The following is a 25754-nucleotide window of genomic DNA, read 5'->3' on the forward strand; positions in this document are numbered from 1 at the left end:
GTTCCCACATGACCTTCTCCATCATCGCGCGCTGCCCGCGCTCGAGCCAGTTCGGCGCGGCCGTTTCGTCGTCGTCGCCCGCCGTGGCGTCGCGCTGTATCCGCGCGCGCGCCGGCGTAGGCGCCGCGGTCAGCCAGAACATCACCGACCCGGCGCTGGGCCCGGCCGCCCTGGACCTGATGGAGGCCGGCCGCACGCCGCAACAGGCCCTGGACGAACTGCTGCAGCGTCCCTACATCGACTATCGCCAGCTCATGGCCATCGATGCCACGCACGCGCCGGCGATCCATACCGGCGCAAGCTGCCTGGGCACCATCTCCAGCATTGCCGGCGAACATGCCGCCTGCGCGGGCAATATGCTGGCCACGCTGGACGTGCCGCGGGCCATGCTGGCCGCCTTCGAACAGGCCCAGGGCTCGCTGGCCGAACGGCTGATGCAGGCCATGCTGGCCGGCCAGGCCGCCGGCGGCGAGGAAGGTCCGGTTCATTCGGCGGGGTTGATGGTGGTTGCCGACCTGCCATGGCCCATCGTCGACCTGCGGCTGGACTGGATGGAAACCGGCCCCATCGAGGCGCTCTACGATGCCTGGAAAGTCTACGAGCCGCAGGTGCAGGACTACATCACGCGCGCCCGCGATCCGCGCGCCGCGCCCAGTTTCGGCGTGCCGGGCGACCTCTGAACGCGGGTCGGCGCGATCCCCGCATGGCGCAGGCGCGCATCGCTGGTAAGGTTGAGCCTTCGAACCCCGGCGATGCGCCCGGCGATCCCGGGGGTCGGCCCGTTCCCGTTGCCTAGACCCGGACCATGCTCAATCGCATTTCCCTGCGCCAGATGGAGTACTTCGTCGCGACCGCCAAGCACGGCAGCATCGCCGCGGCGTCCGCCCAGATCCACATCTCGCCGCCCTCGATCTCGGCCGCTATCGCCCATATCGAAACCGAACTGAGCGTCCAGCTCTTCGTGCGGCATCCCTCCAAGGGGCTGGCGCTGACCATCCTGGGCGCGCAGGTCATGCAGGAATGCGAGGAACTGCTGGAGCGCGCGTCGCGCCTGTACGAAATCGCCTCGGTGTCGAGCGACACCCTGCAGGGCGTGCTGCGGGTCGGCTGCTTCCAGCCGCTGGCCGCGATGATCGCGCCCGAGGTGATCTACGGGTTTTCGCGGGCCTTCGAGAAGGTCGAGCTGCACATGGTCGAAGGCGACCAGCAGGAGATGATCAGCCGCCTGCATACGCTGGAAATCGACATGGCCATCACCTACGACCTGCAGTTGGGCGAGGAGATGAACTTCGAAACGCTGGCCCATCTGCCGCCGCACGTGCTGGTCAGCGAATTGCACCCCCTGGCCCAGCAGATCGCCGTCACGCTGGACGAACTGGCGGCGCAACCCATGGTGCTCCTGGACCTGCCCATGAGCCGCGAGTACTTCATGTCGCTGTTCGCCAAGGCCGGCCTGGAGCCGAACGTCGTGGCGCGCTCGCGCTCGGAAGACGTGGTCCGCTCCATGGTCGCCAACGGCATCGGCTACGCCCTGTTCAACGTGCGCCCGAAATCCACCCAGTCGCTGGACGGCAAGCGGCTGGTGCGCCTGCGCCTGGCCGGCGAGCATCGGCCCATGCTGCTGGGGCTGGCCACCTACAAGCCCTTGAAGCCCTCGCGCCTGACGCAGGCCTTCATGCAGCGCTGCCGCTCGTACATCTCGGACCAGTACATACCGGGCATGAGCGCGGGCAGCTTTTTCGATCCCTATATCCCGGGCGAGGGCGAGCCGCCGCCGCGATGAGCGCGCATCGCCCCGACCCACACTCCATGAGCCTATCGATGAGCAAGCCCGCCCCCACCACCAGCCTGGACCTGCTGCGCGAACTGATCGCCTTTCCCTCGGTCACGCTGACACCCAATGCCGACCTCATGGCGCGCGTGCGCGAGCTGCTGGGCGCGGCCGGCATCGATTCGATGCTGGTCCCGGACCCGGACGACGCCAGCCGCTGCAACCTGTTCGCCACCGTCGGGCCGCGCGACCTGCCCGGCGTGATGCTCTCCGGCCACACCGACGTCGTTCCCACCAAGGGCCAGCCCTGGACCACGCCGCCTTTCGAGGCCACGGAAAAGGATGGCCGCCTGTACGGACGCGGCAGCGCGGACATGAAAGGCTTCGTCGCCTGCGCGGTCATGGCCATGATCCACGCCGCTCGCCGTCCCCTGCGGCGCCCCCTGCACCTGGCCTTGTCCTTCGACGAGGAAATCGGCTGCGTCGGCGTGCGCCACCTGATCCGCGCCCTGGCGGACATGCGCCCCGCGCCTGCCCTGGTCATCGTCGGCGAACCCACGCTGATGAAAATCGGCACCGGCCACAAGGGCAAGGCGGCCTACCGCGCCCTGTGCTGCGGCCAGGCGGGCCACTCGGGCCTGGCCCCGCGTTTCGTCAACGCCATCCACACGGCGACCGACCTGGTGGCCGCCCTGCGCGACGTGCAGCGCGACCTCAGCGCCAGCGGCCCGCGCGAAGACGGCTATGCCATTCCGTACTCGACGATCCACGCGGGCACGATACGCGGCGGCACGGCGCTGAACATCGTGCCGCAGGAATGCGAAGTGAACTTCGAGATCCGCAACGTGATGGAAGACGATCCCGCCGACATCCTGGCCCGTGTGCTGGAACGTACGCAGGCCAGGATGCGGGAAGCCCAGGCCTTGCCCGACGCCGCGCCGCCCCAGGTCGACATCGTCAACGCCTACCCCGGCCTGTCCACGGCGGAGGACACGCCCGCCGTGCGCCTGCTGGCCTCGCTGCTGCCCAAGGGCACGGCGCGCACCAAGGTTGCCTTCGGCACCGAGGGCGGCCTGTTCCGCCAGCAATGGACCGACACGCCCGTGCTGGTATGCGGCCCCGGCAGCATCGAGGTCGCGCACAAAGCGGACGAATACGTCGAGCTTGCGCAGATCGACGCTTGCGACCTGATGATGGCGCGGCTGACGGACTATCTCTGCGTTAATGAATCATTATCCTGATTAATGACTTATTAATAGTACAATTCGCCCCGGTTTCGCAGCCAGCCCCGCTTCCCCGGAAGGTGCCTCATTAATAGTACGTTGGGCCTTAAAAAGTACTATTATTGAGTCATGAAAAAGAAGATCGAACCCAGTTTCGATGCCGCCGACGCGCTCGCCCGCCTCGGCGACAACCTGCGCACCGCCCGCCTGCGCCGCGCCGAGACCGAAGCCGGACTCGCCGGGCGCCTGGGCGTATCCCGCTCGACGATCGTGCGCCTGGAAAAAGGCGATGGCGGCGTCTCGGCGGCACTGCTGGTGGAAGCCCTGCTCCAGTACGGCTTCGGCGACCAGGTCTTCGCGCTGGCCGATCCGCTGCAGGACAAGGTGGGGTTGCGCCTGGATGCCGTACGCCGGCCGGCCCGCGGCTCCCGCAAGGCCGCGCAAGCACACCGTGCCGACCCCGCCAAGCTATAGCGCGACGGCCCCATGAAGAACCGCAAGGACAAAGCCGTGGAAGCCGAGCTCTACGTCTACGTCGACATCCGTGGCGAAGCCGTGCTGTGCGGCCTGCTCACCCTGGACGACGCCGGCGAGGACCGCTTCTTCGCGCAGTTCACCTATGTGCAGTCCTATGTGAACGACCCGCGCGCCTTCCCGCTGGACCCGCTGAACCTGCCCCTGATCGACACCAGCACGACCTTCAGCACCACCAGCCGCTATGAAACCCTGGGCGCGATATTCGACGCCGCACCCGACGCCTGGGGCCGCAACGTCATGCGCATGGACAACGCCGGCGCCCGCGTGCCGGAAGACGAGGTCCTGCTGAAAGGCCGCGGCATGGGCGTGGGCGCCCTCTTCTTCAGCGCCCGGCTGCTGACGCCGAACATGCGCAAGGTGTACCGCCTGCCTGAAATCACGCAGGTGGAATCGCTGACGGACCTGATCGCCGATATCGACCAGGGCATCAAGCCCAAGGGCCTGTACCGCGACCTGCTGGGCAGTTCGTGGGACATCGGCGGCGCGCGTCCCAAGACCATCGTGCGCGACGATCGCGGCGAAATGTGGATCGCCAAATTCCCGCGCCGCGGCGAATCCTACGATCGGCAGCGCGTGGAATACGCCAATCTGCGCATGGCCCGCGACATCGGCCTGAGCGTGCCGGAAATCCGGCTGGTGGACACGCACTTGGGCGCGGTACTGCTGACGCACCGTTTCGACCGCGGCCTGCTGCCGGCCAGGGATGCCACCGGGCCGGTGGTCGCGCGCCGCCATTTCCTGAGCGGCGCGGCGCTGATCAGTCCATCGGTACAGATCGGCAAGCGCGAGCTGGACGGTCCGCGCGGCAAGGCGACCTACTCCTATGCGCGCCTGGCGGACGTGGTCCGCCGCGTGTCGTCCAATCCCATACACGACCTGAAGGAACTGTACGCGCGCATGATGCTGAACGTGGCCGTCCACAACACCGACGACCACCTCAAGAACATCGGCTTCCTGAAGGACGAAGACGCCGATACCTACCGGCTCGCGCCGCTGTTCGACGTCACCACGCAGGAGGGCTCGGCCAGGCATTATCTGCACGTCGGCGCGCAGGGACGGCTGAGCTCCTTCGAGAACTGCCTGACCGAATACCGCCGCTTCGGCCTGCGCGGCGAGGAAGCCGCGCGCTCCATCCTGGACCGCGTGCGCGCGGTGGTCGCGCAACGCCGCCGCTACTACGAGCAGGCCGGCATGACGCCCGATGAAATCGAACGAATCGAATCGTCGCTGTCGGCCTGGCGTGCCGACGGCGCCGCGCCGTAAGCCCTCGGCGGGGCCGGACGCTACACTTGTCGGCCTTGCCGGCATCTGCACCGGCACATCGGGGGAGCAAAAAATGAGTGGCCTGGACATACCAGCCCTGAAGATATTCGTCGCGGCGGTGGAGGAAAAAAGCCTGTCCAAGGCGGCCGAGCGGCAAAGCCTGGTCACGTCGGCGGCCAGCAAGCGCGTCGCGGAGATGGAACGGCACCTGAACCGCGTCCTGCTGCACCGCCATGGCAGGGGCGTCGAACCGACGCCCGCCGGCATGCTGCTATACCAGCGCGCCAAGGCCATCCTGCGCAGCCTGCAACTGGCCGAAGCGGCCGTGGAAGGCTACGCCGTGGACGGCATGGCCAAGATCCGCCTGGCCAGCGTGCCCTCACCCATCCTGGTGATGCTGCCCGCGCAGATCGGCCGCTACCTGCGGGCCAATCCCAGGGTCAGCGTGGACCTGCTGGAGTGCTACAGCGACGAGATCCCGCGCATGGTGGTGGAAGACCGGGCCGACATCGGCATCTACCACGGCCGCCATCCCGCGCCCGGCGTCCTGTCCTATCCCTATATCCGCGATCGCGTCGGCCTGGTGGTGCCGCTGGGCCATCCCCTGGCCCGGCGCCAGGCGGTCCACCTGGAAGACGCGGTCGACTACGACCTGGTGGGATACTTTCCGCGCCACTCCTTCGACCAGTTCCTGGCCTATGTGGACCAGTCGGTGTCGCGGCCGCCGAACGTCCGCTTGCAGGTGTCCAACTTCGAGGCACGCTGCCGCATGGTGCAGGAAGGCCTGGGCCTGGCCGTGCTGCCGGAGGCGATCGCCAGCAAATACCTGGTCGACATGGGCCTGGCATGGCTGCGGCTGGAAGACGAATGGGCCGAACGGCAGTTCTACATCTGCGTACGGCACATACGGGACCGCGACAAGGCGGTCGACGAGCTGGTGGACGTGCTGCGGCCCGCGGCATAGCGCGGCGGCCGGATACGCACGGCGCCGCGGGATGCGCGTCCGCGGCCGGCATGCGGGGCACGCGCTGTCGGCATGCGCATGGCGTGGATCAATACGCGGCCCGCAGCAGCGTCAGGTAATCCTGCTTGTCCAGCGGACGCGGATTGGTCTTGTGGGCATTGTCCGCCAGCGATGCGTCGGCGATGGCGTCGAAGATGCTTTCCTCCACGCCCAGCGCCTTGAGCCCGGCCGGCAGCCCGAGGCGCGCATTCAGGTCCAGGAAGACCTGCCGCAGGTCCGCGTCCGCGGGCAGGCCCATGGCCAGGCGCAGCGGCGGCAGCTTGTCCGCCAGCCACTCGCGGTTGTAGCCGATCACGTGCGGCAGCAGGATGGCGTTGAGGGTGCCGTGGTGATGGTTCAGCGCGCCCAGCGCATGCGACATGGAATGCACCGCGCCCAGCCCCTTCTGGAAACAGATGGCGCCTTCCAGCGCGCCCATCATCATGTGCCAGCGGCCTTCGCGATCGCTGCCGTCTTCGGTGACGCGTTCGATGTTGGCGTAGACCCGCTTCAGACCGTCCAGCGCGATGGCGTCGGCCGGCGGATTCACGGTGGGCGAGCAAAAGGTTTCGACGCAATGCGTCAACGCGTCCATGCCGGTCGCGGCCGTCATGTAGCGCGGCAGGCCCAGGGTCAGCTCGGGATCGCAGATCGCCGCCTTGACGACGTTCGGACACCCTACCCCGGCCTTGATGCCGTTGCGGAAAATGATCACCGCCGAGCGGCCGACTTCGCTGCCGCTGCCCGACGTGGTGGGCAGCACGACCAGCGGCGGCGTATCGGCCACCGGGCGCGGCTTGGCGTGGCGATTGCAGTACTCCCACAACGGCGCCGGATCGCCGCACATGACGGCGATGGCCTTGGCCAGGTCCAGCGAGGCGCCCCCGCCGATCGCCACGATGCCGTCGCACTGCTCGCGCACGAACATGGCGTGGCCGGCTTCCACCGCGTCTTCGGTCGGATTGGCCGGCGTGTCGTCGAACACGGCGAGCGGGCGACCGCCCGTGGCGGCCGCGTCCAGGGGCTCGGTCGCCATCGCGAAGACGCCGGCCGCGATCAGCCCCTTGTCGGTCACGAACATGGGGCGCTTCACGCCATTGCGCGCCAGCTCGCCGGGCAATTCGCGCCGGCTGCCGTAGTCGAAATGCACTTTGGTCAGGAACTGGAGGATGGACACGCGGGTTGCTCCCTGGTGAAACTCAATTCAACGACACGCCGGCCTGCTTGATCGCCACGTCCCATTCGGCCAGCTCCTTGTCGATGCGCTGCTGAAACTGCTTCGGACCTTCGGAGATGATGACCGAACCCAGCATGGTCGTGAGCTGTTCCTGCACGGCGGGCCGCGCCGCGATCTCGGCCAGGTCGGCATGGATTTTCTCGACGACCTTGGGCGGCGTGCCGGCCGGCGCCAGGAATCCGTACCAGGTGGCGATGTTCACGCCCTTCACACCCAGTTCGTCCAGCGACGGTACGTCGGGCAGCTGCGGCACGCGCTTGTCGTAGGTGATGGCCAGCGCGCGGATCTTGCCCGCCTTGATCTGCGGCAGCGCGGAGCTGAGGGTGGCGAAGGACATATCCACGGTGCCGCCCATCAGGTCGGCGATCGCCGGCGCGGCGCCCTTGTACGGCACGTGCAGGATGGACGTGCCGGTCTTCTGGCTGAACAGCACGCCCGCCAGGTGCGGCGTGCCGCCGTTGCCCGACGACGCATAGGTGTACTTGCCGGGATTCTGCTTGAGCACTTGCAGGAACTCCTGGAAGTTCTTCGCGGGGAAGCTGTCGCGCACCACCAGCACGTTGGGCGCCAGCGCCAGCAGCGCGATGGGAGCGAAGTCCTTGGACGTATCGAACTGCATGCCCTTGTACATCGCCGGGTTCATCGTGTGGTTGCCCAGGGCCACCAGCAGCGTGTAGCCGTCCGGCGGCGCCTTGGCGACGTAGTTCGTGCCGATCAAGGCGTTGGCGCCGGCCTTGTTCTCGATGACGACGGGCTGGCCCCACTTCTTGGATAGCTCCTGGCCGAACAGGCGCGCGAAGGGATCGGCGGATCCGCCGGCCGGGAAACCGACGACGACCGATACGGGACGGTCCGGGTAATCGGCCGAAGCCGGTGCGGCCGATGCCAGGCTGGCCAGCGCCGCCACGGCGGCAAGAAAATGCTTGAGCGTCCGGGACGGGCCCATGAGTGTCTCCATTTTGTTCTGGTTATGCGGCGCCGGCCTGATGGCGGCGTCCGTGGCGCCCTGTCTTGCGTATCAGGCGCCAGGAGAGATTATGGACAGCCCGGCGCGGACTGCATTGAAATTTTGGAACATCGCAGTTCTCCGACGGGCAAGAGTCGGCGGGCAGCGAGCAGAGTCATGGACGCCAGCCGCCGGATCGCCGGCCGCCGGAACGCCGGCCGCCGCTTTTTCCAAACGAGAACAGTGGCGTTCCCAAAAGGAAATCGGCGCCGCCATGCCGCTGATACGATGGGCCGTCGCATCGCAGGCGCTGCGGAACAACAGGAGACAACGATGTACGAACAACCCGCCCTTTACATCAACGGCCGCTTTATCTCCGCCGAAGGGCGAGCCACGCAGTCGATCACCAATCCCGCCACCGGCGAAATCCTGGGCCAGTTGCCCCATGCAACCACCGAGGACCTGGACCAGGCCCTGGCCGGGGCGCAAAAAGCCTTCGAGACCTGGAAGCGCACTTCCCCCATGGAGCGCTCCGCGATCCTGCGCAAGGCCGGCGACCTGCTGCGCGAGCGCGTCCAGGACATCGCCCGCAATATTTCGCTGGACCAGGGCAAGCCCTTGTCCGAAGCGCTGGCGGAGACCGACAAGAGCGCCGAACATGCCGACTGGCACGCCGAAGAAGGCCGCCGCGTCTATGGCCGCGTCATCCCTCCCCGCCAGGCCGACGTCCGCCAGTTCGTGGTGCGCGAGCCGGTCGGCGTCTGCGTGGCCTTCTCGCCGTGGAACTTCCCGATCGGCCAGGCATCGCGCAAGGTATTCGCGGCCCTGGGCAGCGGCTGCACGCTCGTCATCAAGGGCCCCGAGGACAGCCCCAGCGGCGTCATCGCCCTGGTGCGCGCCCTGCACGACGCCGGCTTGCCGGCCGGCTGCCTGAACCTGGTCTGGGGCGTCCCGGCGGATATTTCGAGCTACCTGATCCGCTCGCCCATCGTCCGCAAGGTCTCGTTCACCGGCTCGACCGCCGTCGGCAAGCAGGTGGCGGCACTGGCCGCCAGCCATATGAAGCGCATGACCATGGAACTGGGCGGACACGCGCCCGTCCTGGTGTTCGACGACGCCGACCTGGACCGTGCCGCCGATATCCTGGCCCGCTTCAAGATGCGCAACGCGGGCCAGGTGTGCATTTCACCGTCGCGCTTTTTCGTGCAGCGCAAGGCCTACGACAAGTTCGTCGCGCGCTTCGTCGACATCACCGCGTCGCTGAAGGTCGGCGATGGCCTGGACCAGGGCGTGGACATGGGCCCGCTGGTGCACGACCGCCGCGTCGCCGCCATGGAAAGCTTCATGGACGACGTCCGCCAGCGCAAGGGGGAAGTGCTCACGGGCGGCTCGCGCGTCGGCACGCGCGGTTCCTTCTTCGCGCCGACCGTCGTCGCCGGCCTGCCCGCCGATGCGCGCCTGATGCACGAAGAGCCCTTCGGGCCCATCGCGCCGATCGCGCCCTTCGACACGTTCGAAGACGGCATACAACTGGCCAACGCCCTGCCCTATGGGCTCAGTTCATACATCTTCACGGAGTCGCTACGCACCGCCACGCAGGCATCGAACGCGCTGGAAGCCGGGATGGTCAATATCAACCATTACGGCAGCGGCGCGGCGGAAATGCCTTTTGGCGGCGTCAAGGACAGCGGCATCGGCAGCGAAGGCGGCGCGGAGACCTTCGATGGCTACCTGGTCACCAAGTTCATCACGCATCGGTAGGGACGCCGGTAGGGACGCCGGTAGGGACGCTGGTAAGGACGCCAGTAGGAACGCCGCGCGCACGCCTCAGGCGGACGTCTCCCCGCGACGGCCGGCGCGGCGCGGCGCCAGCGAACTGGCCAGCGCGTCCAGTTGCCTGTCCTTGCCCGCCAGCCGCGCCGATAGCTCGGCCAGCGACTGCCGCAGTTCCGCCTCGCGCGTATCGGCGACGGCCGCCGCGGCGCGCGCGGCCGCTTGTTCCGCCTCCAGCCTGGCGGACGTCGCCGCCAGCTCGGCGCGCAGCGACGTTTCGCCCCGCAGCGCCTGGCGCAATTCCCCCTGCAGCGCGGCGATCGCCGCCTGCATCTCGCCTCGCGCACGTTCCGCGGCCTGCCTTTCCTGGTCCAGGGATAGGCGTTCGCGTTCCGCCGCCTCGCGTTCCCGCTCCGCCGACTGCCGGTCCCGCTCCGCGGCCTGGCGCGCGCGTTCGATCTCCGCCGTCAACCGCTTGGTCGCCTGCCGCTCGGCATCCAGCTCGTTCAACCAGCGTCGCTCCTGCGCGGCATGCCGCGCCTGGGCCTGCGCCAGCGCATCGGCCTGACGGCCTTGCACGTCGACCAGCTGGGCACGCAAAGCCTCGGCCTCGGCGCGCGCCTGGGTCACGGCTTCCTCGGCCATGGCCGCCTTGCGCCGTTCGGATCGCAACGCGTCGCCGGCGTCGCGGGCCGCATCCTGCGCCGCCGCCAATTGCTGGCGCAAGGCCTGCAGGCCAAGCTCCAGGTCCGCCTCGCGCGACCGCAGGCGCTCCCCTGCCTGCGCCAGCGCCTGCTCCAGCGTCGCCAGGCGATGGGCTTCGGCGGCCAGCCGCGACGCTTCTTCGGTTTGTCCCGCCGCCACCTGCTCGTGCGCCTGCGCCAGCGCGGCGCGCCATAGCTCCTGCGACAGCCGCGCCACGGGATCCGGCAAGCCGCCATGGCCACCGCCGGCCAGGCGCTGGCCCAACCCGGCGAACCAGGAATTCAGGAAACCCGTGATGGTGTTGGGCGAACCGCGTCCGAGCTTCAGGCGCACCCGTTCGATCGTCGGCCGCTCGCCTTCCCGCAGCAGCGCGTCGGCGGCGGCATGGACGTCCAGTTCTGTGATGGCCATGGGATTCTCTTCCTGAAACGGCGGGGCGCGGCGGCGCAGATCGCCACGCGCGTCAAAAACCAAATAAGGTGCGATAAGGAAAGTTTATCCGCCATAGCATGGCCGACTTGGCATATATCCTACATTATATGTAGCGTCTAATACATAGTATATTTATCACGCCTATAACGGCCGCGAATTCGGCCAAGAACCTGAAATCAGCCCGACCCCGAGTCAGCTAGCCGCCGCGTCAGTTCACTGTCGTCCCGCTCCTCTTCACCACGTCCGCCCACTTGGACACTTCGGCGGCGATGAACGCGTTGACCTTGTCGGGCAATGCCTCCGGCGGATCCACGCCGAGCTCAACCAGCCTTGCCTGCAGTTCCTTGTCCGCGAGCGCCTGGGCGATCGCCTTGGCCAGGGTCTGATGGATCGCGGGCGGCAAGCCCTTGGGTCCGGCCAGGCCATACCAGGCGCCCACCACGAATTCGGGTACGCCCAATTCGCCCATGGTCGGCACGTCCGGCAGCGCGGCGTTGCGCTTCGCGCTGGTCACGCCGAAGGCGCGCAGCTTTCCGCTCTTGATCTGCGGAATCGCCGTGGAAATGTTTTCGAACTGAAAATCGAGCTCGCCGGCCATGACGGCGACCAAAGCCGGTCCCGCGCCACGATACGGCACGTGTTCCGCATGAATGCCCGTCTTCATCTTCAGCAATTCGCCGCACAGGTGCGGCGACGAGCCGTTCCCCGCGGAACCGAAGTAATAACTGTCCTTGCCCTGGCGGGCCTTGCCCTGGGCGATGAATTCCTTGAAGTCGTGGGCCTGGACCCTGGGTCCGACCACCAGGACGTTCGGGAATTGGCCGAACAAGGCAACGTGCGAAAAATCGCGCACGGGGTCGTAAGCCAGGTTACGGTACAGCGCCGGCGCGATCGCGAGCGGCGCGACGTTGCTCAGGAGCAGCGTATAGCCGTCCGGGTCGGCCTTCGCGACCTTGTCGCTGCCTATCGTGCCACCGGCGCCGCTCACGTTCTCGACGAACAGGCTGCCGCCCATGAGCGGCCCGATCTTCGATGCCATCAGGCGCGACAGCACGTCGGCCGAGCCGCCCGGCGCGAAGGGGTTCACAAAGCGGACTGGATGCGTTGGATAGTTGGCCGCGCGGGCCATTTTCAACGTGCCGAATGCGGCGCTCATGGCCATCGCACCCAGCAGCATACGGCGCGTCTTCAGATGACTGGTCATCCGTGTCTCCGTTATAGTTTTCGGTTTCCGGCACTTCCAGCGGACCCGCATTCTTTCCAGGCCGCGTCATCGGTCCGTGGAAGTGCAGCGATTCTGCGGCTTCCCGGCGCAGGCCGCATTCGGCCAGGCCAAAGAGTTCTTCAGCGCGAGCGAATGGCGATCGCATCGCGCAGGGGTGGCGCCCCCCTGCCCGCGCACGTGGGGGTCCGGGTATCATGCGGCGCAGCAGGCCAGGCTGCGACGGTCCCCACTACACTCTCGCGACATGGAATTCAGACAACTTCGGTCGTTCGTGCGGGTCGTCGAGCTCAGCAGCATGGGCCGCGCCGCGGGCGAACTCGGCATCGCCACGTCCACGTTGAGCCAGCAGATCGGCCAATTGGAAAGCGAGCTCGCGACCTGCCTGCTCGAGCGCCGGTCCACCGGTGTCTTCCCCACGGAAGCCGGACTGAAGTTCTGGCACATGGCCCAGGTGATCCTGCGCGGCGTCGACGCGGCGGCCACCATTGCCCAGAAAGGCCGTTTCTCGGGCCAGGTGAGCGTGGGCATGGCCAGCACCACCGCGGCCGTCCTGGCGGTGCCCCTGCTCAATGCCATGCGCGAGCGCTATCCGTCCATCCGGATCAAGCTGGTGGAAGGGCTGACCAGCTATCTCACCGGCCTGCTCAACGCCCGCCAATTGGATTTCGCGCTGGTTTTCGACGGTTCGCAGAACAGCCGATGGAGCAATACGCCCATCGTGGATGAGCGCCTGTTCCTGATTTCGCGGCTCGACGCGCCCGGATTTCCCAGCGCGCTCGCGAATGCCAGGACCGTGCGCATGAGCCAGATCTGGGATTTGCCACTGATCATGCCCGGCGCGCGCCACGCCTTGCGGGAGTTGTTGACCGCAAGTCTGAGCGCCTTCGATCGGACGCCAAACATCGCGATCGAGATCGAGGGCGCCCACAGTCTCATGCATGCCGTGAATGCCGGCCTGGGCGCGACCATCCAGCCCGGAGCGGCGCTGTCGATGCTCAACCAGAACGGCACTTCGAAAGGCGCTCGCGCATTGCGCGCATTGCCTATCGAAGATAGCGCGATGCGACGGCGCTGCGTGCTCGCCTGCGTGTCGGATGACGAGCTGTCGCCCGCCGGCCTGGCGACGCGCGTGGTCCTCACGCAGGTCGCCAGGGCGCTCGCGCATACCGACGAATGGCGCGGCGCGATCGCGCTCTAGCTCCAGCCCTTCCTGCCTTTGCATCATGGCCTCTGCTGGCTGCGAAGAGGACTTCGGCCACGCCGAATGCGCGGCCCGCCAAGGGCGTGCACACTCGAGCCGTGCGGTTTCGAACAACCAACTGCCGCGGACGCCCCGTCAACCGCGCACGCAACGCGCCGCGGCGGCCTTGCACGGACGAGACTCCATGACGACAGCCTTCCAATCCGCCGATCGAGACGCCTACCGCCACCACGTCGCGCCCAAGGGCGTCCTGCGGCTGGGCCTATACCGGGGCAGCCCGTCGTCGTACGTGGAAGACCGCGCATCGGGGGAGCCGCGCGGCGTCGGCTACCTGATCGGGCAATGCCTGGCGGAACAGCTGGAACTGCCCTTCTCGCCCTGCATCTTCGACAGCAATGCGGACGTCCTGAGCGCCATGAAAGCACAGGACATCGACCTAATGTTCACCAACGCCACCGAGGCGCGCAAGCAATTCATCAGCTTCGCGCCGGTATTGCTCGAAGTTGGCAAGAGCATACTGGCCCCGGCGGCGTCGGCCTTGCACCAACTCGCCGAGCTGGACGAACGCGGCTACCGGATCGGCTTCAGCAAAGGCAGCACCACGGGCACCGAGTTCGGCAAGCTGTTTCCCCTGGCCGAGGTCGTCGCCGTGGATGATCTGGTCAGCGCCGCCTCCTTGCTCCAGGCGGGGCGCCTGGACGGATTCGCCACCAACAAGGCCATCCTCTTGAAGCTTGCGGCTTCCATGCCGGATGCCAGGCTGCTTCCCGACGATTGGGGCAAGGAACAATACGCATTGGGCGTCCCCCTGGCCCACGACGAGGCCCGACCGCTGCTGACCGCCTTCAGCCACTGGCTCGCGTCGTCGGGCAAACTGGAGCAGTACACCGAGGTGTCCGGATTCCAGGGTGCCAGATCCGCACATCGTTGATCTGTCCGCCCGCCGGCGGACATGAATCAAACGAATGTGTGGATAAGAATTAGCGATTGGATTCGCCCGGATCGCACCGCGCATAATCGCCTCACTCGATAACAGGTGGGAGACAGAACCGTGGGTGTCACCGAGCAGTTGGCTCGCTTCGCCATCGAAACGCCGGCAGGGGTGTTGACCCCTGCCCTGGCCCGGTCCGCGAAGACCAAATTCTTCGACACGATAGGCATCATGGTAGCCGGCGCCCACCATCCCGCCGGCATCATGGCGGCCAATGTCGCGCGTCACATGGGGGGGCATCCCTCCGTCACTTTGATCGGCCGCGACGAGCGCACGTCCGCGCCCGTGGCCGGTTTCGTCAACGGGGTCGCCGCGCACGCGCTGGAGTACGACGACTACACGCGCGGCGTGGGACACGCCAGCGTCGTGCTGGTGCCCGGCTGCCTGGCGATGGCCGAATCGCTACGCCTGTCCGGCGCCCGGATGCTGGAAGCCTTCGTTCTGGGTTTCGAGGTGACCAGCCGCATCGCGAAAGGCCTGCGCCCCACCTTGCTGGACAAGGGCTGGCATCCCATCGGCATCGTGGGCGGCCAGGGCGTGGCCGTCGCCTGCGGCCGCATGATGGGACTGGACGTGCGCCAGACCCGCATGGCCATGGGCATCATGGCGTCCTCGGGATCGGGCGTGCGCAAGAACGTGGGATCCATGGGCAAGGCCTATCACGTCGGCCACGGCGTGCGCAGCGGCATTTTCGCGGCCATGCTGGCGCGTGAGGGCTTCGTGGTCGATCCCGACATCATCGAGGGTTCCGACGAAGGTGGCGAAGGCCATCAGCGCTACGGCCTGGCCGATTCCTACAACGGCGTGGGTCAATACCGCCTGCACCTGATGACCGAAGGCCTGGGCCGGGACCTGGAAGTCGGCAAGGACACGACCATGCTGCGCATGCACCCGGGTTCCACCGCGCCCGGCGCGGGCGTGGACGGCCTGATCGCGCTCGCCGACGAACACCGGCTGCGGCCCGAGGACGTGGAAAACATCCATTACGAATGCACGCCGCAATGCGTCGCGATCGCACCCTATGCGGAGCCATCCGACGAGCATCGGGCCAAGTTCTGCCTGCCCTATACGATGGCGGTCGCCTTCCTGGACCGCAAGGTCGGCATCGCGCAATACGCGGACGCGCGTATCGCCGATCCCGAGGTGCGCGGCTTCATGAAGCGCATCACGGTGACGCAGCCGGACGACCTGAAGCATCACCGCGGCCAATGGGGCGAGAACGGCGTGAACTGGGCGGAATCGCGCATCACCATACGCCTGAAGGATGGCCGCGAGCTGAAGCGGGCCTGCTCTCACGCCAACGGTTATCCGGAAATGCCGGCGTCCTGGGAAGACCAGAAGGAAAAATACGTCGAGTGCACGCACGCGCTGTTCTCGCCCGGCCAGATCGACGACACCGTCGCGATGATCGCCGAGCTGGATACCTTGCCCGACGTCGGTGAACTGGCGCGGGCGCTGACGCCGCGCCGACGTTGAACGTCGGGCTGGACATACGGGCTGAACATACGGGCTGAACATACGGAATAAACATACGGACCCGCCGAGAGGTCCGCATCCGCGCAGGAGACAAACATGAGAACAGCACTGCTGGCGTGGGCGTTCGCCTGCGCCACGTTCGGGGCCGTCCCCGCGGCCGGCGCCGCCTATCCCGATCATGCGATCCGCATGATCGTGCCCTTCGGGCCTGGCGGCGGCGCCGACATCGTGTCGCGCATCATTTCGCAGCGCCTGGGCGCCATGCTGGGCCAGGCCGTGATCGTCGACAACCGGCCCGGCGGCGGAACGATCATCGGCGCGGAGATGGCCGCCCATGCCAAGCCCGACGGCTACACACTGTTTTCGGGCATCACCGGCACCATGGCCATCAATCCCAGCATGTACAAGCGCCTGCCCTACGATCCGGTCAAGGACTTCACGCCGATCGCGATGGTCGCGGTCGGATCGAACGTGCTGGTGGTGAATCCCGCCTTGCCCGTGCACAGCGTCGCCGAACTGATCGCCTACGCCAAGGCCAACCCCGGCAAACTGAACTTCGGATCCTCGGGCATCGGGGGCGCACCCCACCTTGCCGGCGAACTGCTGAAGTCGCGCGCCGGCATCGACATCGTGCACGTGCCCTACAAGGGAAGCGCGCAAGCCATGGTGGACCTGGTGTCCGGCCATGTGCAGATCATGTTCACGGGACTCGGCGCGGTCATTCCGCAAATCAAGAACAACACCTTGCGGCCGATCGCGGTCGCCAGCGCGGAACGCTCCAAGGCCATCCCGGAACTGCCGGCGATCAGCGAAACGCTGCCGGGCTTCAACGCCTCCACCTGGTTCGGCGTATTCGCGCCCGCCGGCACGCCGCCGGACGTGGTCGACACGCTGAGCAAGGATATCGTCGAGATCATGCAGCGCCCGGACGTGGGCAAGGAGCTGCTGGAACAGGGTTATGAACCCTGGGTCATGGGGCCGCGACAATTGGGCGACTTCGTGATCGAAGAACGCGGCAAATGGGCCAAGGTCATCAAGGATGCGCGCATTCCCGCGGCGGACTGAGCGGCGGATGGTTCGGCCGATCGAGCGGCGGATCAGACGTCCGCCAGGATCGCCGGCCCGACGCTGACGAGTATGTCCACGATGCGGCGGGCAGCGGGCGAAAGCAGGCCGGCCCGTCGATACGACACGCCGAACTGGCGGCTGAAAGTGGTTTCGCCGATGGGAATCTCCCGGAGATCCAAAGCATGCTCGCGCCGCAGCACGCGGCGCGGGAGGAATCCGATCAGCCCCGCGTCCGAGACCACGCGCGGCAGCAGCGCCGGCGCATTGGTTTCCAGCAGCACCGTGGGCCGGCGGAAGCCACGCGACGTGAAGGCGGCGTCCAGCCACTGCCGGCTGGGCAGCTTTTCCGACGGCAGCGCCCAGGGATGCTGCAGCAGCGTTTCCAGCGTGGGGTCCGCTTCGGCGAAGACCGGATGCGAGCTCGGCGCCACGGCGACCACCACCTCTTCGGCGATGGCGACGCTGGTGAAATCCGGATCCGCGGTGGGCAGCAGGCCCAGCAGCAGATCGATGGAGCCGTTGCGCAGATCCTCGCGCAAGGGGATGTTGGAGTCGACCACGATCTCGAACGTCGTCCTGACGCTGCCTGCCAGGATTTTCGCGCACAGGTCCGGCACGATCTGGTCGGCCGACACGAGACCGCTCCCGATGCGCACATGCCCGCCGTTGCCCTGCGCGAAATCGCTGAGCTCGCGATCGATCTCGGCGGCCTTGCTGGTGAGCTGGCGCGAGCGGAACAACAGCAGTTCGCCCACCGGCGTCAAGGTGATACCGCGCCCCGCGCGCACGAACAGCTCGCCGCCGATGGACTCTTCCAACCGTTGGATGCACTTGGTGATGGCCGGCTGGCTGCGCCCCAGCATGTCGGCGGCGCGCCCGATATTGCCCAATTCGGCCACCGTCTCGAAGAACTTCAGATCCCGCAGGCTGTAATCCATGACGCATTCCCCCCTTCCATGGGCCGTCCGCAGGATGTTACGCGCGGCGCCGCGGCGCCGCACCTTCAAACATGGCGAACGCCTGTTCGGCGAAACCGAATGCGCGTTGTCCGTCAAGGCCCCAAACTTCTTGTATGAACTCGATACCGAACTGCCTGAGACAAGACCCCCATCCGCAAACACCCCGGCACCGCCTGCCCGCGGGCGCCACCGACTGCCACTGCCATGTGTTCGAGGACCCCGCCCAGTATCCGCTGAACGACAACCGCTCGTACACCCCTGGCCTCGCCACGATCGAGCAGTACGAGCAGATGTGCGCGACGGTCGGGCTGGAGCGGACGGTGCAGGTAAACGCCAGTATCTACGGTTTCGACAATCGTCCCACCCTGGACGCGATCAGGAAACTGGGGCAACACCGCGCGCGCGGCGTGGCTGGTATCGCGCCGCAGGGATCCCAGGCCGAGCTCGAGGCGCTGCATGAAGGCGGCATACGCGGCGTGCGTGTGTCGACCAGTGTGAAAGGCTATGGCGGCACGGACGCGATCGGCGTCCTGGCCGCGCGGGTCAAGCCGATGAACTGGCACATCCAGGTGCATCTGCGTTCCGCGAACGAGCTGCCCGCGCTGGAAGAGACGCTGTTGAACACGCCGGTGCCGCTGGTCATCGATCACCTCGGCGGCATCAAGGGCGATGAAGGCATCGGACATCCGGGGTTCAAGACCCTGGTGCGCCTGCTGCGGCAGCGCGACGACGTTTGGTGCAAGCTGTCCAGCTGGTATCGCAGGTCGAAGTCCGGGGCGCCGGACTTCACCGACATGATCGAACCGATGCGCGCGTTGATCGACGCGCGTCCGGATCGCCTGGTGTTCGGCACGAACTGGCCACACCCGGATCTGTTTCCGCCCAGCGTCGTCCCCAACGACGGCGCCCTGGTGGATCAATTCTGCGATTGGGTACCCGAGGAGGATCTCCGGCAACGGATCCTGGTTTCCAATCCTGCAACGCTGTACGGCTTCGAACAAGGCTCACGATAACAATGAAACCCTTCACCGCACTCTCTTCCCTGCTGGCGCTGCTGGCGCTGCCGATCGCGGCCCATGCCGCCGATTACCCCGATAAGCCGATCAAGCTGGTCGTGCCGTTCGCGCCGGGCGGCAATATCGATACGACCGCCCGCAACGTCGCCACGGGCCTGTCCGAAGCGCTGGGCAAGCCGGTGATCGTGGAAAACCGCGCCGGCGCCGGCGGCGTGATCGGTTCGCAGTATGTCGCGCGCGCCGCGCCGGACGGCTACACCTGCCTGCTCGGATCCACGGGGGTGCTTGCGACGTCGAAAGCCTTGAACCCGAAACTGGAGCTGGACCCCGTCAAGGACTTCGTGTCGGCCGGCCCCATCTCCCGCGTGCCTTTCGTCCTGGTCGTGAACAATGACCTGCCGGTGAAGACCCTGGGCGAATTCATCGCGTATGCCAAAAGCCATCCGGACAAGCTGACCTTCGGCTCCGACGGCACGGGCACCGCCAGCCATCTCAGCGCCGAGCTGTTCGAAAGCATGAGCGGGACGAAGTTCGTCCATGTGCCCTACAAGGGCAGCTCGCAGGCCTTGACCGACCTGATGGGTGGCCAGATCAACCTGCGCTTCGACCAGCTTTCGACTTCGATGCCGCTGGTCAAGACCGGCAAGATCCGCGCGCTGGGCGTGACCACCAAGGCGCGTTCCTCTGTGGCGCCCGACCTGCCGACCGTGGCCGAATCGGGCCTGCCGAACTTCGAGGCGAGCACCTCGACGGGCATCCTGTGCCCGGCCGGCACGCCTGCCGCCGTGATCGAGAAATTGAACGGCGCCCTGGTCAAGACCTTGCAAGGCGCGGACGTGAAGAAGAACCTGCTGTCCCTGGGTGCCGACGTGTCCCCGGGCACCCCACAGGACTTCGAGAATACGCTGACCGACGAACTGGCGAAGTGGACCAAGGTGGTCAAGGACGCCAACATCAAGGTCGACTGACGGGCGCGGAGGTACCATGACGGCACGCCGCGGCCGCGGCGTGCCCCTCGGATTGGATCCGCATGGAACTTCGACACCTCCGCTATTTCCTGGCGATCTGCGAAGCGAAAAGCTTCTCGCGCGCAGCCGAACGCCTGCACGTGACGCAGCCCACCCTGTCGCACCAGATCCAGCAACTGGAAGAACAGCTCGGCACCCGCCTGCTGGAGCGGCGCGGCAACCGCACCGAACCGACGCCGGCGGGCGACGTGTTTCGCGTCCATGCGGCGCAAGCCTTGCAGGATGTCGCCGCCGGCGTCATGGCGGTGCACGAGCTGGAAGGCCTGATACGCGGCAGCCTGTCGGTCGCCGTCTTCCATTCGTTCTCCAACACGCGGCTGCCGGCGGTCTTCGCCGACTACGCGTCGCGCTATCCGGGCGTGCGCATCGTCGCGCGGCAGCTTTCGCGGCATGACATGGAAAAGGAGCTGCTGGGCGGCCGGCTGGATTGCGCGATCGGCTACCTGGAGCCGGCCGACGACGCGCAGATCGAGGCGCAGACCCTGTTCGACGAGGCGTTGGTGCTGGTGGTGGGCGCCCGCCATCCCTGGGCCGGCCGGCGCAGCATCCCCATGAAGCGGCTGGCCGAACTTTCGCTGGTGCTGCTGACGCCCGAATTCGGCGCGCGCTCGTACCTGGACGATTACTTCGCCAGCATCGGCGCGACGCCGCATGTCGTGCTGGAGATGAATGCCATTGATCCCATCCTGGCGACCATACGCGATACCGCCCTGGCCACGGTACTGCCGCAAGGCGCCGTGGGCGACACGCGGCGCGTGCGGGCGGTGCGGCTGACCGAGCCGGTGCCCCGGCGGCGCGCGGCGATCCTGTGGCGCCGGCACGGCACCCGGTCCGCCGCCGCGACCCGGCTGGCCGAGATGCTGGCGGCTGAATACGCCGACCAGGGCAAGCGCAAGCCGCCGCGCGCGAGCTAGGCGCGCCGCGCGTGGGCGGGCGCCCCGCACCGGCTGGGTGCCGGCACGGGCCTGGCGCCCGGCACACGGGCGCCACGAGTGTGACCGGTGTAATGACGCCCCACGGCCGGATATAACTTCCATCGATATCCCGCATCGAAATTAATCATTTGATCTATGACCTGCCCCGCCGCAGAATGAAACCGCCAAATACATGAGCCCTAAGGGCCGCTGGCGCAACTTCAAGGGGAAGTGTCATGGTTCTGCTATCCGCGGCCCGCCTGGGCGCGTGCGGGCGGACGTTCGTCCGCACCGTGTATCCGTTCATCCGCCGGTCCGCACGACTCGGCTCCTTCATTCGCTCGTCCGCCCCGCTGGGCGCATCGATCCGTCCGGCTGCCCGACTCGCCGACCTCGTCAAGGTCCTTCTACCCGCCATCGCCGTCGCCGCCGCGCTGGGCGCGACGCCCGCGGCCGCCCAGGATTGGCCCAGCCGTCCCATCCGGATGTTGATCCCCTTCCCGCCGGGCGGCGTGTCCGACGTCATGGGACGCTTCTGGGCGCAGAAGCTGACCGATGCCCTGAAAACCCCGGTGGTGGTCGAAAACCGGCCCGGCGCCGGCACCACCATCGCGGCCAGCATCGTCGCCAAGGCGCAGCCTGACGGCTACACGCTTTATTTCGCCGACGTCACCACGCACGCCATCAACGCCACGCTGTACAAGACCCTGCCGTTCAAGAGCGACAAGGACTTCACGGATATCTCCCTGCTGGCGGCGGCGCCGCTGGCCTTCGTCGTCCGGCCGGACATCCCGGCGACCACGCTGGCGGAACTCATCGCCCTGGCCAAGGCCAAGCCCGGCTACCTGAACTATGCGTCGTCCGGCAACGGCACCATCCTGCACCTGGCCGGCGAGACCCTGAAACGCATGGCCGGTATCGACATGGTCCACGTGCCCTACAAGGGCAGCGCGGACGCGGTGATGGCGACGCTCGGGGGCCAGGCCGCCGCGACGTTTTCGGCGCTGCCGCCCGCCCTGCCGCAGATACAGTCCGGCAAGCTGCGCCCGCTGGGCGTGACGTCGACCGCTCCCAACAGCACGCTGCCCGACGTGCCGCCCATCGCCAAGACCCTGCCGGGTTTCGACATGGTGCTGTACTCCGGCATCCTCGGGCCGGCCGGCATGCCGCCGGACATCGTCAATCGCATCAACGCCGCGGTCAGCGGCATATTGAAGGAACCGGACACCCGCCGCTTCTACGAGAGCGTCGGCGCCGATCCGGTCGACATGAGTCCCGCAGCGTTCACCACGCGCATGGCGTCACTGATCCAGGAAATGGGCGTGGCGGTGCGCGACTCCGGCGCCGTGGTCAATTGAAACTGGAGAGAGCAAAAACCATGTCCGACAACAATGTCCTACGCATCGCCGGCCTGGAAGTCGCGCCCGGCCAACGCGCATCCACCCTGCTGCACGTCACCCGCACCCTGCGCGGCGACCTCGCCGTCCCGGTCCACGTAATCAATGGCGCCCGGCCCGGCAAGGTCTTCGCCGTGCTGTGCAACGTGCACGGCGACGAAGCGATGCCGCTGCTGTCGGCGCTGCAGCTCTGGCGCGAGACGGATCCCGCCGCGATGCGCGGCGCCCTGGTGATCCTGCCCGTCTGCAATCCGCTGGCGTTTTCCGATTTCCGCCGCGAGAGCGCCGAACAGCGCGAGAACACCGACCTGCATCGCTGCTTTCCGGGCAATGCGCGCGGGTCGGTCACCGAAATGATCGCCCGCGTCCTGACGGACCAGGTGCTGGACCACGTCGATGCCTTGTGCGACATGCACTCCGGCGGCCAGGGCGGCCGCATCCATCAACGTGCCGACCTGAACGAGGATGCCACCGGCGAGGTGCGCGAAGCCAGCCTGCAGTTGTGCCGCGTCTTCGGCACCGGCGTCGTGCACGTCAATTTCCTGCCGCCGTCCACCGCGGTCGGCTACCTGAACAGCACCGGCCGTCCCGCCGCCGGCGTGGAAATCGGCGGCACCTACATGAGCGGCCCCATGACCGAGGAATTCCAGGCGCGCGTGGTGCGCGGGCTGCGCAACCAGATGAAGGCGCTGGGCATCCTCGAAGGCGAGCCCGAACTGCAGGGCAAGCAGCACCTGTTCACGCGCCGCGAACGCAAGGAAGCCAATCCGACGCGCGGCGGCTACGTCATTTCCCTGGCCAACCGGGTCGAGGACCTGGGCCGCCGGGTGAAGAAAGGCGAAAAGCTGGGCGTGGTGGTGGACCCCTACACGCTGGAGGAATCCGAGAGCCTGAACGCGCCCTGCGACGGCATCCTGTTCTTCAGCCGCATGTCCGGCCCCGCCGAAGCCGGTGCGAAGGGCTATGCGATCGCCGACAGCGCCGGCGTGCAGGAACTCTGATGGCGGGCGCCACGCTCTATCCCGCCGCGCGCCTGCACGGCTTCTGCGTCGCCGCGCTGCAAGCCCTGCACGTCCCGGCGCCGGATGCGGTGCTGGTCGCCGATTGCCTGGTGGCGGCCAACCTGCATGGCGTCGATACGCACGGCATGGCGCGCCTGCCCACCTATCTGCGCCGGCTGGCGCAAGGGGCCATCAACGCACGGGCCCGGCCGCGCGTGGTGCGCGAGTTCGCCGCCACCGCCGTGGTCGACGGCGACAACGCCCTGGGTCCGGTGGCCGGCCATATGGCCATGAACGAAGCGATCGAGCGCGCACGCCGCCACGGCATCGGCTATGTGGCGGTGCGGGCCAGCAATCATTTTTCCTACGCCGCGTGGTACTGCGAACAGGCAGCGGCGCAGGGCATGATGGGCTTGTGTTCGTCCGGCGGCGAGCCCACGGTGGCGCCCTGGGGCGGCAAGCGGGCGTTCTTCACCAACAGCCCCCTGGCGTTCGCCGCGCCGACCGGCGGCGAACCCGTGGTGGTGGACCTGGCCACCAGCGTCAGCTCGCGCGGCAACATCCTGCTGGCCGACCTGCTGGGCCAGCCCATACCGTCCGACTGGGCGCTGGACGCGGAAGGCCGGCCCACGACCGAGGCCGCCGCCGCGCTGAAAGGCTCGGTGCTGCCCATGGGAGGCGCCAAGGGGTATGCCCTGATCGTCGCATTGGAAGTGCTGAACAGCGTACTGGCCGGTGGCGCCATGGCGCCCGAGGTGGGATCGCAGGCGGCGCAGGACGGCCAGCCGGCGGGCGTTCCGCATTGCTTCATGGCCATCCATCCCGACGCGCTCATGGATCGCGACGAATACATCGCGCGCATCGATGTGCTGTGCGCACGCACGCGCGCCGCGCCGCTGGCCGACCCCGCTCAACCCATCCGGCTGCCCGGCGACCGCCGCCGCCAGATCGCCGCGGAACGCGCGGCCACGGGCATACCCCTGCCCGCCAAGCTGGTCGACGAACTGCGCGGGGCGGCCGAACGCCATGCCCCGTCGGCCGCGTGCCCGGACATCTGTCCATTCGAGGATCGCCATGACTGAACTGACCGCCTACACGCGCCCCGACGGGCGCCGCGGCATACGCAACCTGCTGGCCGTGGTCGCCGCCACCGATGCCGCCAATCCCGTCGCGCGCCGGCTGGCCGCGGCCCTGCCCGACTGCGTGGCCATCACCCCGCTCTACGGCCGCGGGCAATTGGGCGAGGATCTCGCCCTTTCCATACGCACCATGGTCGGATTGGGCAGCCACCCAAATGTGTACGCGACCCTGGTGGTCAGCCTGGAACGGGTCGCCGGAACCCGCGTCTACGAAGGCATCCGCGCCGCCGGCACGCCCTGCGAGGTCATGGGCATCCAGGAAGAAGGCGGCACGCCCGCGCTGTTCAAGCGCGGCCTGGCCTTGCTGGAGCAGTGGCGCGTGCAGGCCCAAGCCCAGCGCCGCGAGCCGGCACGCATCGCCGACTTCGTCATCGGGCTGGAATGCGGCGGGTCGGATACCACCTCCGGGCTGGTGGCCAATCCGGCCATCGGCCTGGTCACGGACCGCTTAGTCGACGAGGGCGCGACGGCGATTTTCTCGGAACCGGTCGAATGCCTGGGCGGCGAAGCGGCGCTGGGCGCGCGCGCCGCCGACGCCGGCGTGCGCGAACGCATCGACGTCACCATCCGCAAATACGAGGACATCGCGCGCCGCGCCGGCGTGGACCTGAACAAGACGAACCCGGCGCCGGACAACATCCGCGGGGGGCTGACCACCATCGAGGAAAAATCGCTGGGCTCGATCTGCAAGACCGGCAGCCGTACCATCGCCGGCGTGCTCGGCTACGGCCAGGCCGCGTCCGCCCCCGGCCTGTACCTGATGGACGCGCCGGCGCCCGCGACCGAGAACATCACCGCCCTGGCGGCGGGCGGCTGCCACCTGATCCTGTTCGCCACCGGCGTGGGCAATTCCATCGGCAACCCGGTATCCCCCACGGTCAAGATCTGCGGCAACGACCGCACCTGCCGCACTTTCGCCGACCACATCGACGTGGACCTCAGCGCCGTGCTGCTGCACGGGCGTTCGCTGGAAGAAGCGGGAACGCAGGTCTGGGACGCGATGGCCGCCATCATCAACGGCCAGCCGACCTGCTGCGAAGTCCTGGGCGAAACGGAAACCGCCATCAGCCGCATAGGAGAATCCGTATGAGCGCGGACGCGAAAATCTGGGTCGTCCATCGTGACGACAACGTCGGCACCGTGGTGGGCGCGGACGTGCTGGCGGCGGCGTCGGTTCAACTGGCCGGCTGCGTGCAAGGCATGGTCGACGTCGCCGAACCGGTGCCCTACGGCCACAAGATCGCGCTGCGGGCCTTGGACGCGGGGCAGGAAATCGTCAAGTACGGCGTTGTCGTGGGCCGCCTGTCCGAGGCGGTCGCGGCCGGCCACCACGTGCACGTCCACAACCTGGAATCGCAGCGCGGCCGCGGCGACCTGACGACGACCCGCTGAGCGGCTCGGCCTCCGCCGACCTCCCGACCTCATCCGGCGCGTGACGGTCAGGACACC

At 67.5% G+C, this 25754-nt stretch carries 24 protein-coding genes; 19 read left to right on the forward strand and 5 right to left on the reverse strand.

What is annotated here, in order from left to right:
- The first annotated feature begins 8 nt into the window (after positions 1-8).
- The 6 genes from CAL12_RS14495 to CAL12_RS14520 all read left to right on the forward strand — a co-directional run bounded on the left by CAL12_RS14495 (position 9) and on the right by CAL12_RS14520 (position 5758).
- Positions 9-680 carry a DUF1028 domain-containing protein gene (locus CAL12_RS14495; protein WP_086065088.1) on the forward strand — a complete coding sequence of 224 codons (672 nt, stop codon included), beginning with the start codon at positions 9-11 and terminating at the stop codon, positions 678-680.
- 125 nt (positions 681-805) lie between these two features.
- Positions 806-1783: a LysR substrate-binding domain-containing protein gene (locus tag CAL12_RS14500; protein WP_086065090.1), complete on the forward strand. Its 978-nt coding sequence runs from the start codon at positions 806-808 to the stop codon at positions 1781-1783.
- A gap of 38 nt (positions 1784-1821) precedes the next feature.
- On the forward strand, positions 1822-3012 hold the full coding sequence (argE, locus tag CAL12_RS14505) for an acetylornithine deacetylase (RefSeq protein ID WP_086065093.1): 1191 nt from the start codon (positions 1822-1824) through the stop codon (positions 3010-3012).
- Positions 3013-3123: 111 nt separating this feature from the next.
- The gene (locus CAL12_RS14510) at positions 3124-3468 is read left to right on the forward strand and encodes a helix-turn-helix transcriptional regulator (protein ID WP_086065096.1); all 345 of its coding nucleotides are present in this window, start codon (positions 3124-3126) and stop codon (positions 3466-3468) included.
- Positions 3469-3480: 12 nt separating this feature from the next.
- Positions 3481-4794 (forward strand): type II toxin-antitoxin system HipA family toxin, encoded by a 1314-nt coding sequence (locus CAL12_RS14515; RefSeq protein ID WP_086065099.1) that lies wholly within the window; start codon positions 3481-3483, stop codon positions 4792-4794.
- Between the two features lie 73 nt (positions 4795-4867).
- A complete protein-coding gene (locus CAL12_RS14520) occupies positions 4868-5758 on the forward strand; it encodes a LysR family transcriptional regulator (protein ID WP_086065101.1) in 891 nt (296 codons plus the stop codon).
- 88 nt (positions 5759-5846) lie between these two features.
- On the opposite strand, the gene CAL12_RS14525 is transcribed toward CAL12_RS14520, so the two are convergent.
- Together CAL12_RS14525 and CAL12_RS14530 are read right to left on the reverse strand one after the other, a co-directional pair.
- Positions 5847-6974 (reverse strand): iron-containing alcohol dehydrogenase, encoded by a 1128-nt coding sequence (locus CAL12_RS14525; protein WP_086065103.1) that lies wholly within the window; start codon positions 6972-6974, stop codon positions 5847-5849.
- Positions 6975-6996: 22 nt separating this feature from the next.
- Positions 6997-7980 (reverse strand): Bug family tripartite tricarboxylate transporter substrate binding protein, encoded by a 984-nt coding sequence (locus CAL12_RS14530; protein WP_086065105.1) that lies wholly within the window; start codon positions 7978-7980, stop codon positions 6997-6999.
- Positions 7981-8313: 333 nt separating this feature from the next.
- Here CAL12_RS14530 and CAL12_RS14535 point away from each other — a divergent pair, with 333 nt between their 5' ends.
- On the forward strand, positions 8314-9741 hold the full coding sequence (locus CAL12_RS14535; protein WP_086065106.1) for an NAD-dependent succinate-semialdehyde dehydrogenase: 1428 nt from the start codon (positions 8314-8316) through the stop codon (positions 9739-9741).
- Between the two features lie 66 nt (positions 9742-9807).
- On the opposite strand, the gene CAL12_RS14540 is transcribed toward CAL12_RS14535, so the two are convergent.
- Positions 9808-10869 (reverse strand): DNA-binding protein, encoded by a 1062-nt coding sequence (locus CAL12_RS14540; RefSeq protein WP_157792992.1) that lies wholly within the window; start codon positions 10867-10869, stop codon positions 9808-9810.
- Positions 10870-11098: 229 nt separating this feature from the next.
- A complete protein-coding gene (locus CAL12_RS14545; protein ID WP_157792993.1) occupies positions 11099-12094 on the reverse strand; it encodes a Bug family tripartite tricarboxylate transporter substrate binding protein in 996 nt (331 codons plus the stop codon).
- Positions 12095-12170: 76 nt separating this feature from the next.
- Here CAL12_RS14545 and CAL12_RS14550 point away from each other — a divergent pair, with 76 nt between their 5' ends.
- The 4 genes from CAL12_RS14550 to CAL12_RS14565 all read left to right on the forward strand — a co-directional run bounded on the left by CAL12_RS14550 (position 12171) and on the right by CAL12_RS14565 (position 16848).
- Positions 12171-13313, forward strand: coding sequence for a LysR family transcriptional regulator (locus CAL12_RS14550; RefSeq protein WP_332458194.1), 1143 nt, complete (start codon positions 12171-12173; stop codon positions 13311-13313).
- 187 nt (positions 13314-13500) lie between these two features.
- Positions 13501-14247, forward strand: a complete 747-nt coding sequence (locus CAL12_RS14555) for a transporter substrate-binding domain-containing protein (protein ID WP_157792994.1) — start codon at positions 13501-13503, stop codon at positions 14245-14247.
- A 120-nt stretch (positions 14248-14367) separates the two neighbouring features.
- Positions 14368-15783, forward strand: a complete 1416-nt coding sequence (locus CAL12_RS14560; protein ID WP_157792995.1) for an MmgE/PrpD family protein — start codon at positions 14368-14370, stop codon at positions 15781-15783.
- A 96-nt stretch (positions 15784-15879) separates the two neighbouring features.
- On the forward strand, positions 15880-16848 hold the full coding sequence (locus CAL12_RS14565) for a Bug family tripartite tricarboxylate transporter substrate binding protein (protein ID WP_086065120.1): 969 nt from the start codon (positions 15880-15882) through the stop codon (positions 16846-16848).
- Positions 16849-16880: 32 nt separating this feature from the next.
- Here CAL12_RS14565 and CAL12_RS14570 read toward each other — a convergent pair whose 3' ends face one another.
- Positions 16881-17789 carry a LysR family transcriptional regulator gene (locus tag CAL12_RS14570; RefSeq protein ID WP_086067887.1) on the reverse strand — a complete coding sequence of 303 codons (909 nt, stop codon included), beginning with the start codon at positions 17787-17789 and terminating at the stop codon, positions 16881-16883.
- A gap of 134 nt (positions 17790-17923) precedes the next feature.
- Between CAL12_RS14570 and CAL12_RS14575 the strand changes: the two genes are divergently transcribed.
- The 8 genes from CAL12_RS14575 to CAL12_RS28300 all read left to right on the forward strand — a co-directional run bounded on the left by CAL12_RS14575 (position 17924) and on the right by CAL12_RS28300 (position 25697).
- On the forward strand, positions 17924-18823 hold the full coding sequence (locus tag CAL12_RS14575; protein WP_157792996.1) for an amidohydrolase family protein: 900 nt from the start codon (positions 17924-17926) through the stop codon (positions 18821-18823).
- 2 nt (positions 18824-18825) lie between these two features.
- Positions 18826-19794 (forward strand): Bug family tripartite tricarboxylate transporter substrate binding protein, encoded by a 969-nt coding sequence (locus tag CAL12_RS14580; RefSeq protein WP_086065124.1) that lies wholly within the window; start codon positions 18826-18828, stop codon positions 19792-19794.
- A 62-nt stretch (positions 19795-19856) separates the two neighbouring features.
- Positions 19857-20768: a transcriptional regulator CynR gene (cynR, locus tag CAL12_RS14585; RefSeq protein WP_086065126.1), complete on the forward strand. Its 912-nt coding sequence runs from the start codon at positions 19857-19859 to the stop codon at positions 20766-20768.
- A 236-nt stretch (positions 20769-21004) separates the two neighbouring features.
- Positions 21005-22126 carry a Bug family tripartite tricarboxylate transporter substrate binding protein gene (locus CAL12_RS14590; RefSeq protein ID WP_086065128.1) on the forward strand — a complete coding sequence of 374 codons (1122 nt, stop codon included), beginning with the start codon at positions 21005-21007 and terminating at the stop codon, positions 22124-22126.
- A gap of 20 nt (positions 22127-22146) precedes the next feature.
- Complete coding sequence (locus CAL12_RS14595) at positions 22147-23166, forward strand: succinylglutamate desuccinylase/aspartoacylase family protein (protein ID WP_086065129.1); 1020 nt, start codon at positions 22147-22149, stop codon at positions 23164-23166.
- Complete coding sequence (locus CAL12_RS14600; RefSeq protein ID WP_086065131.1) at positions 23166-24248, forward strand: Ldh family oxidoreductase; 1083 nt, start codon at positions 23166-23168, stop codon at positions 24246-24248. Before CAL12_RS14595 ends, CAL12_RS14600 begins: the two co-directional genes overlap by 1 nt.
- On the forward strand, positions 24241-25395 hold the full coding sequence (locus CAL12_RS14605; protein WP_157792997.1) for a UxaA family hydrolase: 1155 nt from the start codon (positions 24241-24243) through the stop codon (positions 25393-25395). The genes CAL12_RS14600 and CAL12_RS14605 overlap by 8 nt, the downstream gene beginning before the upstream one ends.
- Positions 25392-25697 carry a UxaA family hydrolase gene (locus CAL12_RS28300; RefSeq protein ID WP_198298245.1) on the forward strand — a complete coding sequence of 102 codons (306 nt, stop codon included), beginning with the start codon at positions 25392-25394 and terminating at the stop codon, positions 25695-25697. Before CAL12_RS14605 ends, CAL12_RS28300 begins: the two co-directional genes overlap by 4 nt.
- The last annotated feature ends 57 nt before the right edge of the window (positions 25698-25754 follow it).

The sequence above is a fragment of the Bordetella genomosp. 8 genome (assembly GCF_002119685.1).
Taxonomy (GTDB): Bacteria; Pseudomonadota; Gammaproteobacteria; order Burkholderiales; family Burkholderiaceae_B; genus Bordetella_C.

Excerpts from the sequence above, each read along its gene's own strand:
- CAL12_RS14495 (WP_086065088.1), top strand. The coding sequence starts at position 9 with ATGACCTTCTCCATCATCGCGCGCTGCCCGCGCTCGAGCCAGTTCGGC.
- CAL12_RS14500 (WP_086065090.1), top strand. The coding sequence starts at position 806 with ATGCTCAATCGCATTTCCCTGCGCCAGATGGAGTACTTCGTCGCGACC.
- argE (WP_086065093.1), top strand. The coding sequence starts at position 1,822 with ATGAGCAAGCCCGCCCCCACCACCAGCCTGGACCTGCTGCGCGAACTG.
- CAL12_RS14510 (WP_086065096.1), top strand. The coding sequence starts at position 3,124 with ATGAAAAAGAAGATCGAACCCAGTTTCGATGCCGCCGACGCGCTCGCC.
- CAL12_RS14515 (WP_086065099.1), top strand. The coding sequence starts at position 3,481 with ATGAAGAACCGCAAGGACAAAGCCGTGGAAGCCGAGCTCTACGTCTAC.
- CAL12_RS14520 (WP_086065101.1), top strand. The coding sequence starts at position 4,868 with ATGAGTGGCCTGGACATACCAGCCCTGAAGATATTCGTCGCGGCGGTG.
- CAL12_RS14530 (WP_086065105.1), bottom strand. The coding sequence starts at position 7,980 with ATGGGCCCGTCCCGGACGCTCAAGCATTTTCTTGCCGCCGTGGCGGCG.
- CAL12_RS14535 (WP_086065106.1), top strand. The coding sequence starts at position 8,314 with ATGTACGAACAACCCGCCCTTTACATCAACGGCCGCTTTATCTCCGCC.
- CAL12_RS14540 (WP_157792992.1), bottom strand. The coding sequence starts at position 10,869 with ATGGCCATCACAGAACTGGACGTCCATGCCGCCGCCGACGCGCTGCTG.
- CAL12_RS14545 (WP_157792993.1), bottom strand. The coding sequence starts at position 12,094 with ATGACCAGTCATCTGAAGACGCGCCGTATGCTGCTGGGTGCGATGGCC.
- CAL12_RS14555 (WP_157792994.1), top strand. The coding sequence starts at position 13,501 with ATGACGACAGCCTTCCAATCCGCCGATCGAGACGCCTACCGCCACCAC.
- CAL12_RS14565 (WP_086065120.1), top strand. The coding sequence starts at position 15,880 with ATGAGAACAGCACTGCTGGCGTGGGCGTTCGCCTGCGCCACGTTCGGG.
- CAL12_RS14570 (WP_086067887.1), bottom strand. The coding sequence starts at position 17,789 with ATGGATTACAGCCTGCGGGATCTGAAGTTCTTCGAGACGGTGGCCGAA.
- CAL12_RS14575 (WP_157792996.1), top strand. The coding sequence starts at position 17,924 with ATGAACTCGATACCGAACTGCCTGAGACAAGACCCCCATCCGCAAACA.
- CAL12_RS14580 (WP_086065124.1), top strand. The coding sequence starts at position 18,826 with ATGAAACCCTTCACCGCACTCTCTTCCCTGCTGGCGCTGCTGGCGCTG.
- cynR (WP_086065126.1), top strand. The coding sequence starts at position 19,857 with ATGGAACTTCGACACCTCCGCTATTTCCTGGCGATCTGCGAAGCGAAA.
- CAL12_RS14590 (WP_086065128.1), top strand. The coding sequence starts at position 21,005 with ATGGTTCTGCTATCCGCGGCCCGCCTGGGCGCGTGCGGGCGGACGTTC.
- CAL12_RS14595 (WP_086065129.1), top strand. The coding sequence starts at position 22,147 with ATGTCCGACAACAATGTCCTACGCATCGCCGGCCTGGAAGTCGCGCCC.
- CAL12_RS14600 (WP_086065131.1), top strand. The coding sequence starts at position 23,166 with ATGGCGGGCGCCACGCTCTATCCCGCCGCGCGCCTGCACGGCTTCTGC.
- CAL12_RS14605 (WP_157792997.1), top strand. The coding sequence starts at position 24,241 with ATGACTGAACTGACCGCCTACACGCGCCCCGACGGGCGCCGCGGCATA.
- CAL12_RS28300 (WP_198298245.1), top strand. The coding sequence starts at position 25,392 with ATGAGCGCGGACGCGAAAATCTGGGTCGTCCATCGTGACGACAACGTC.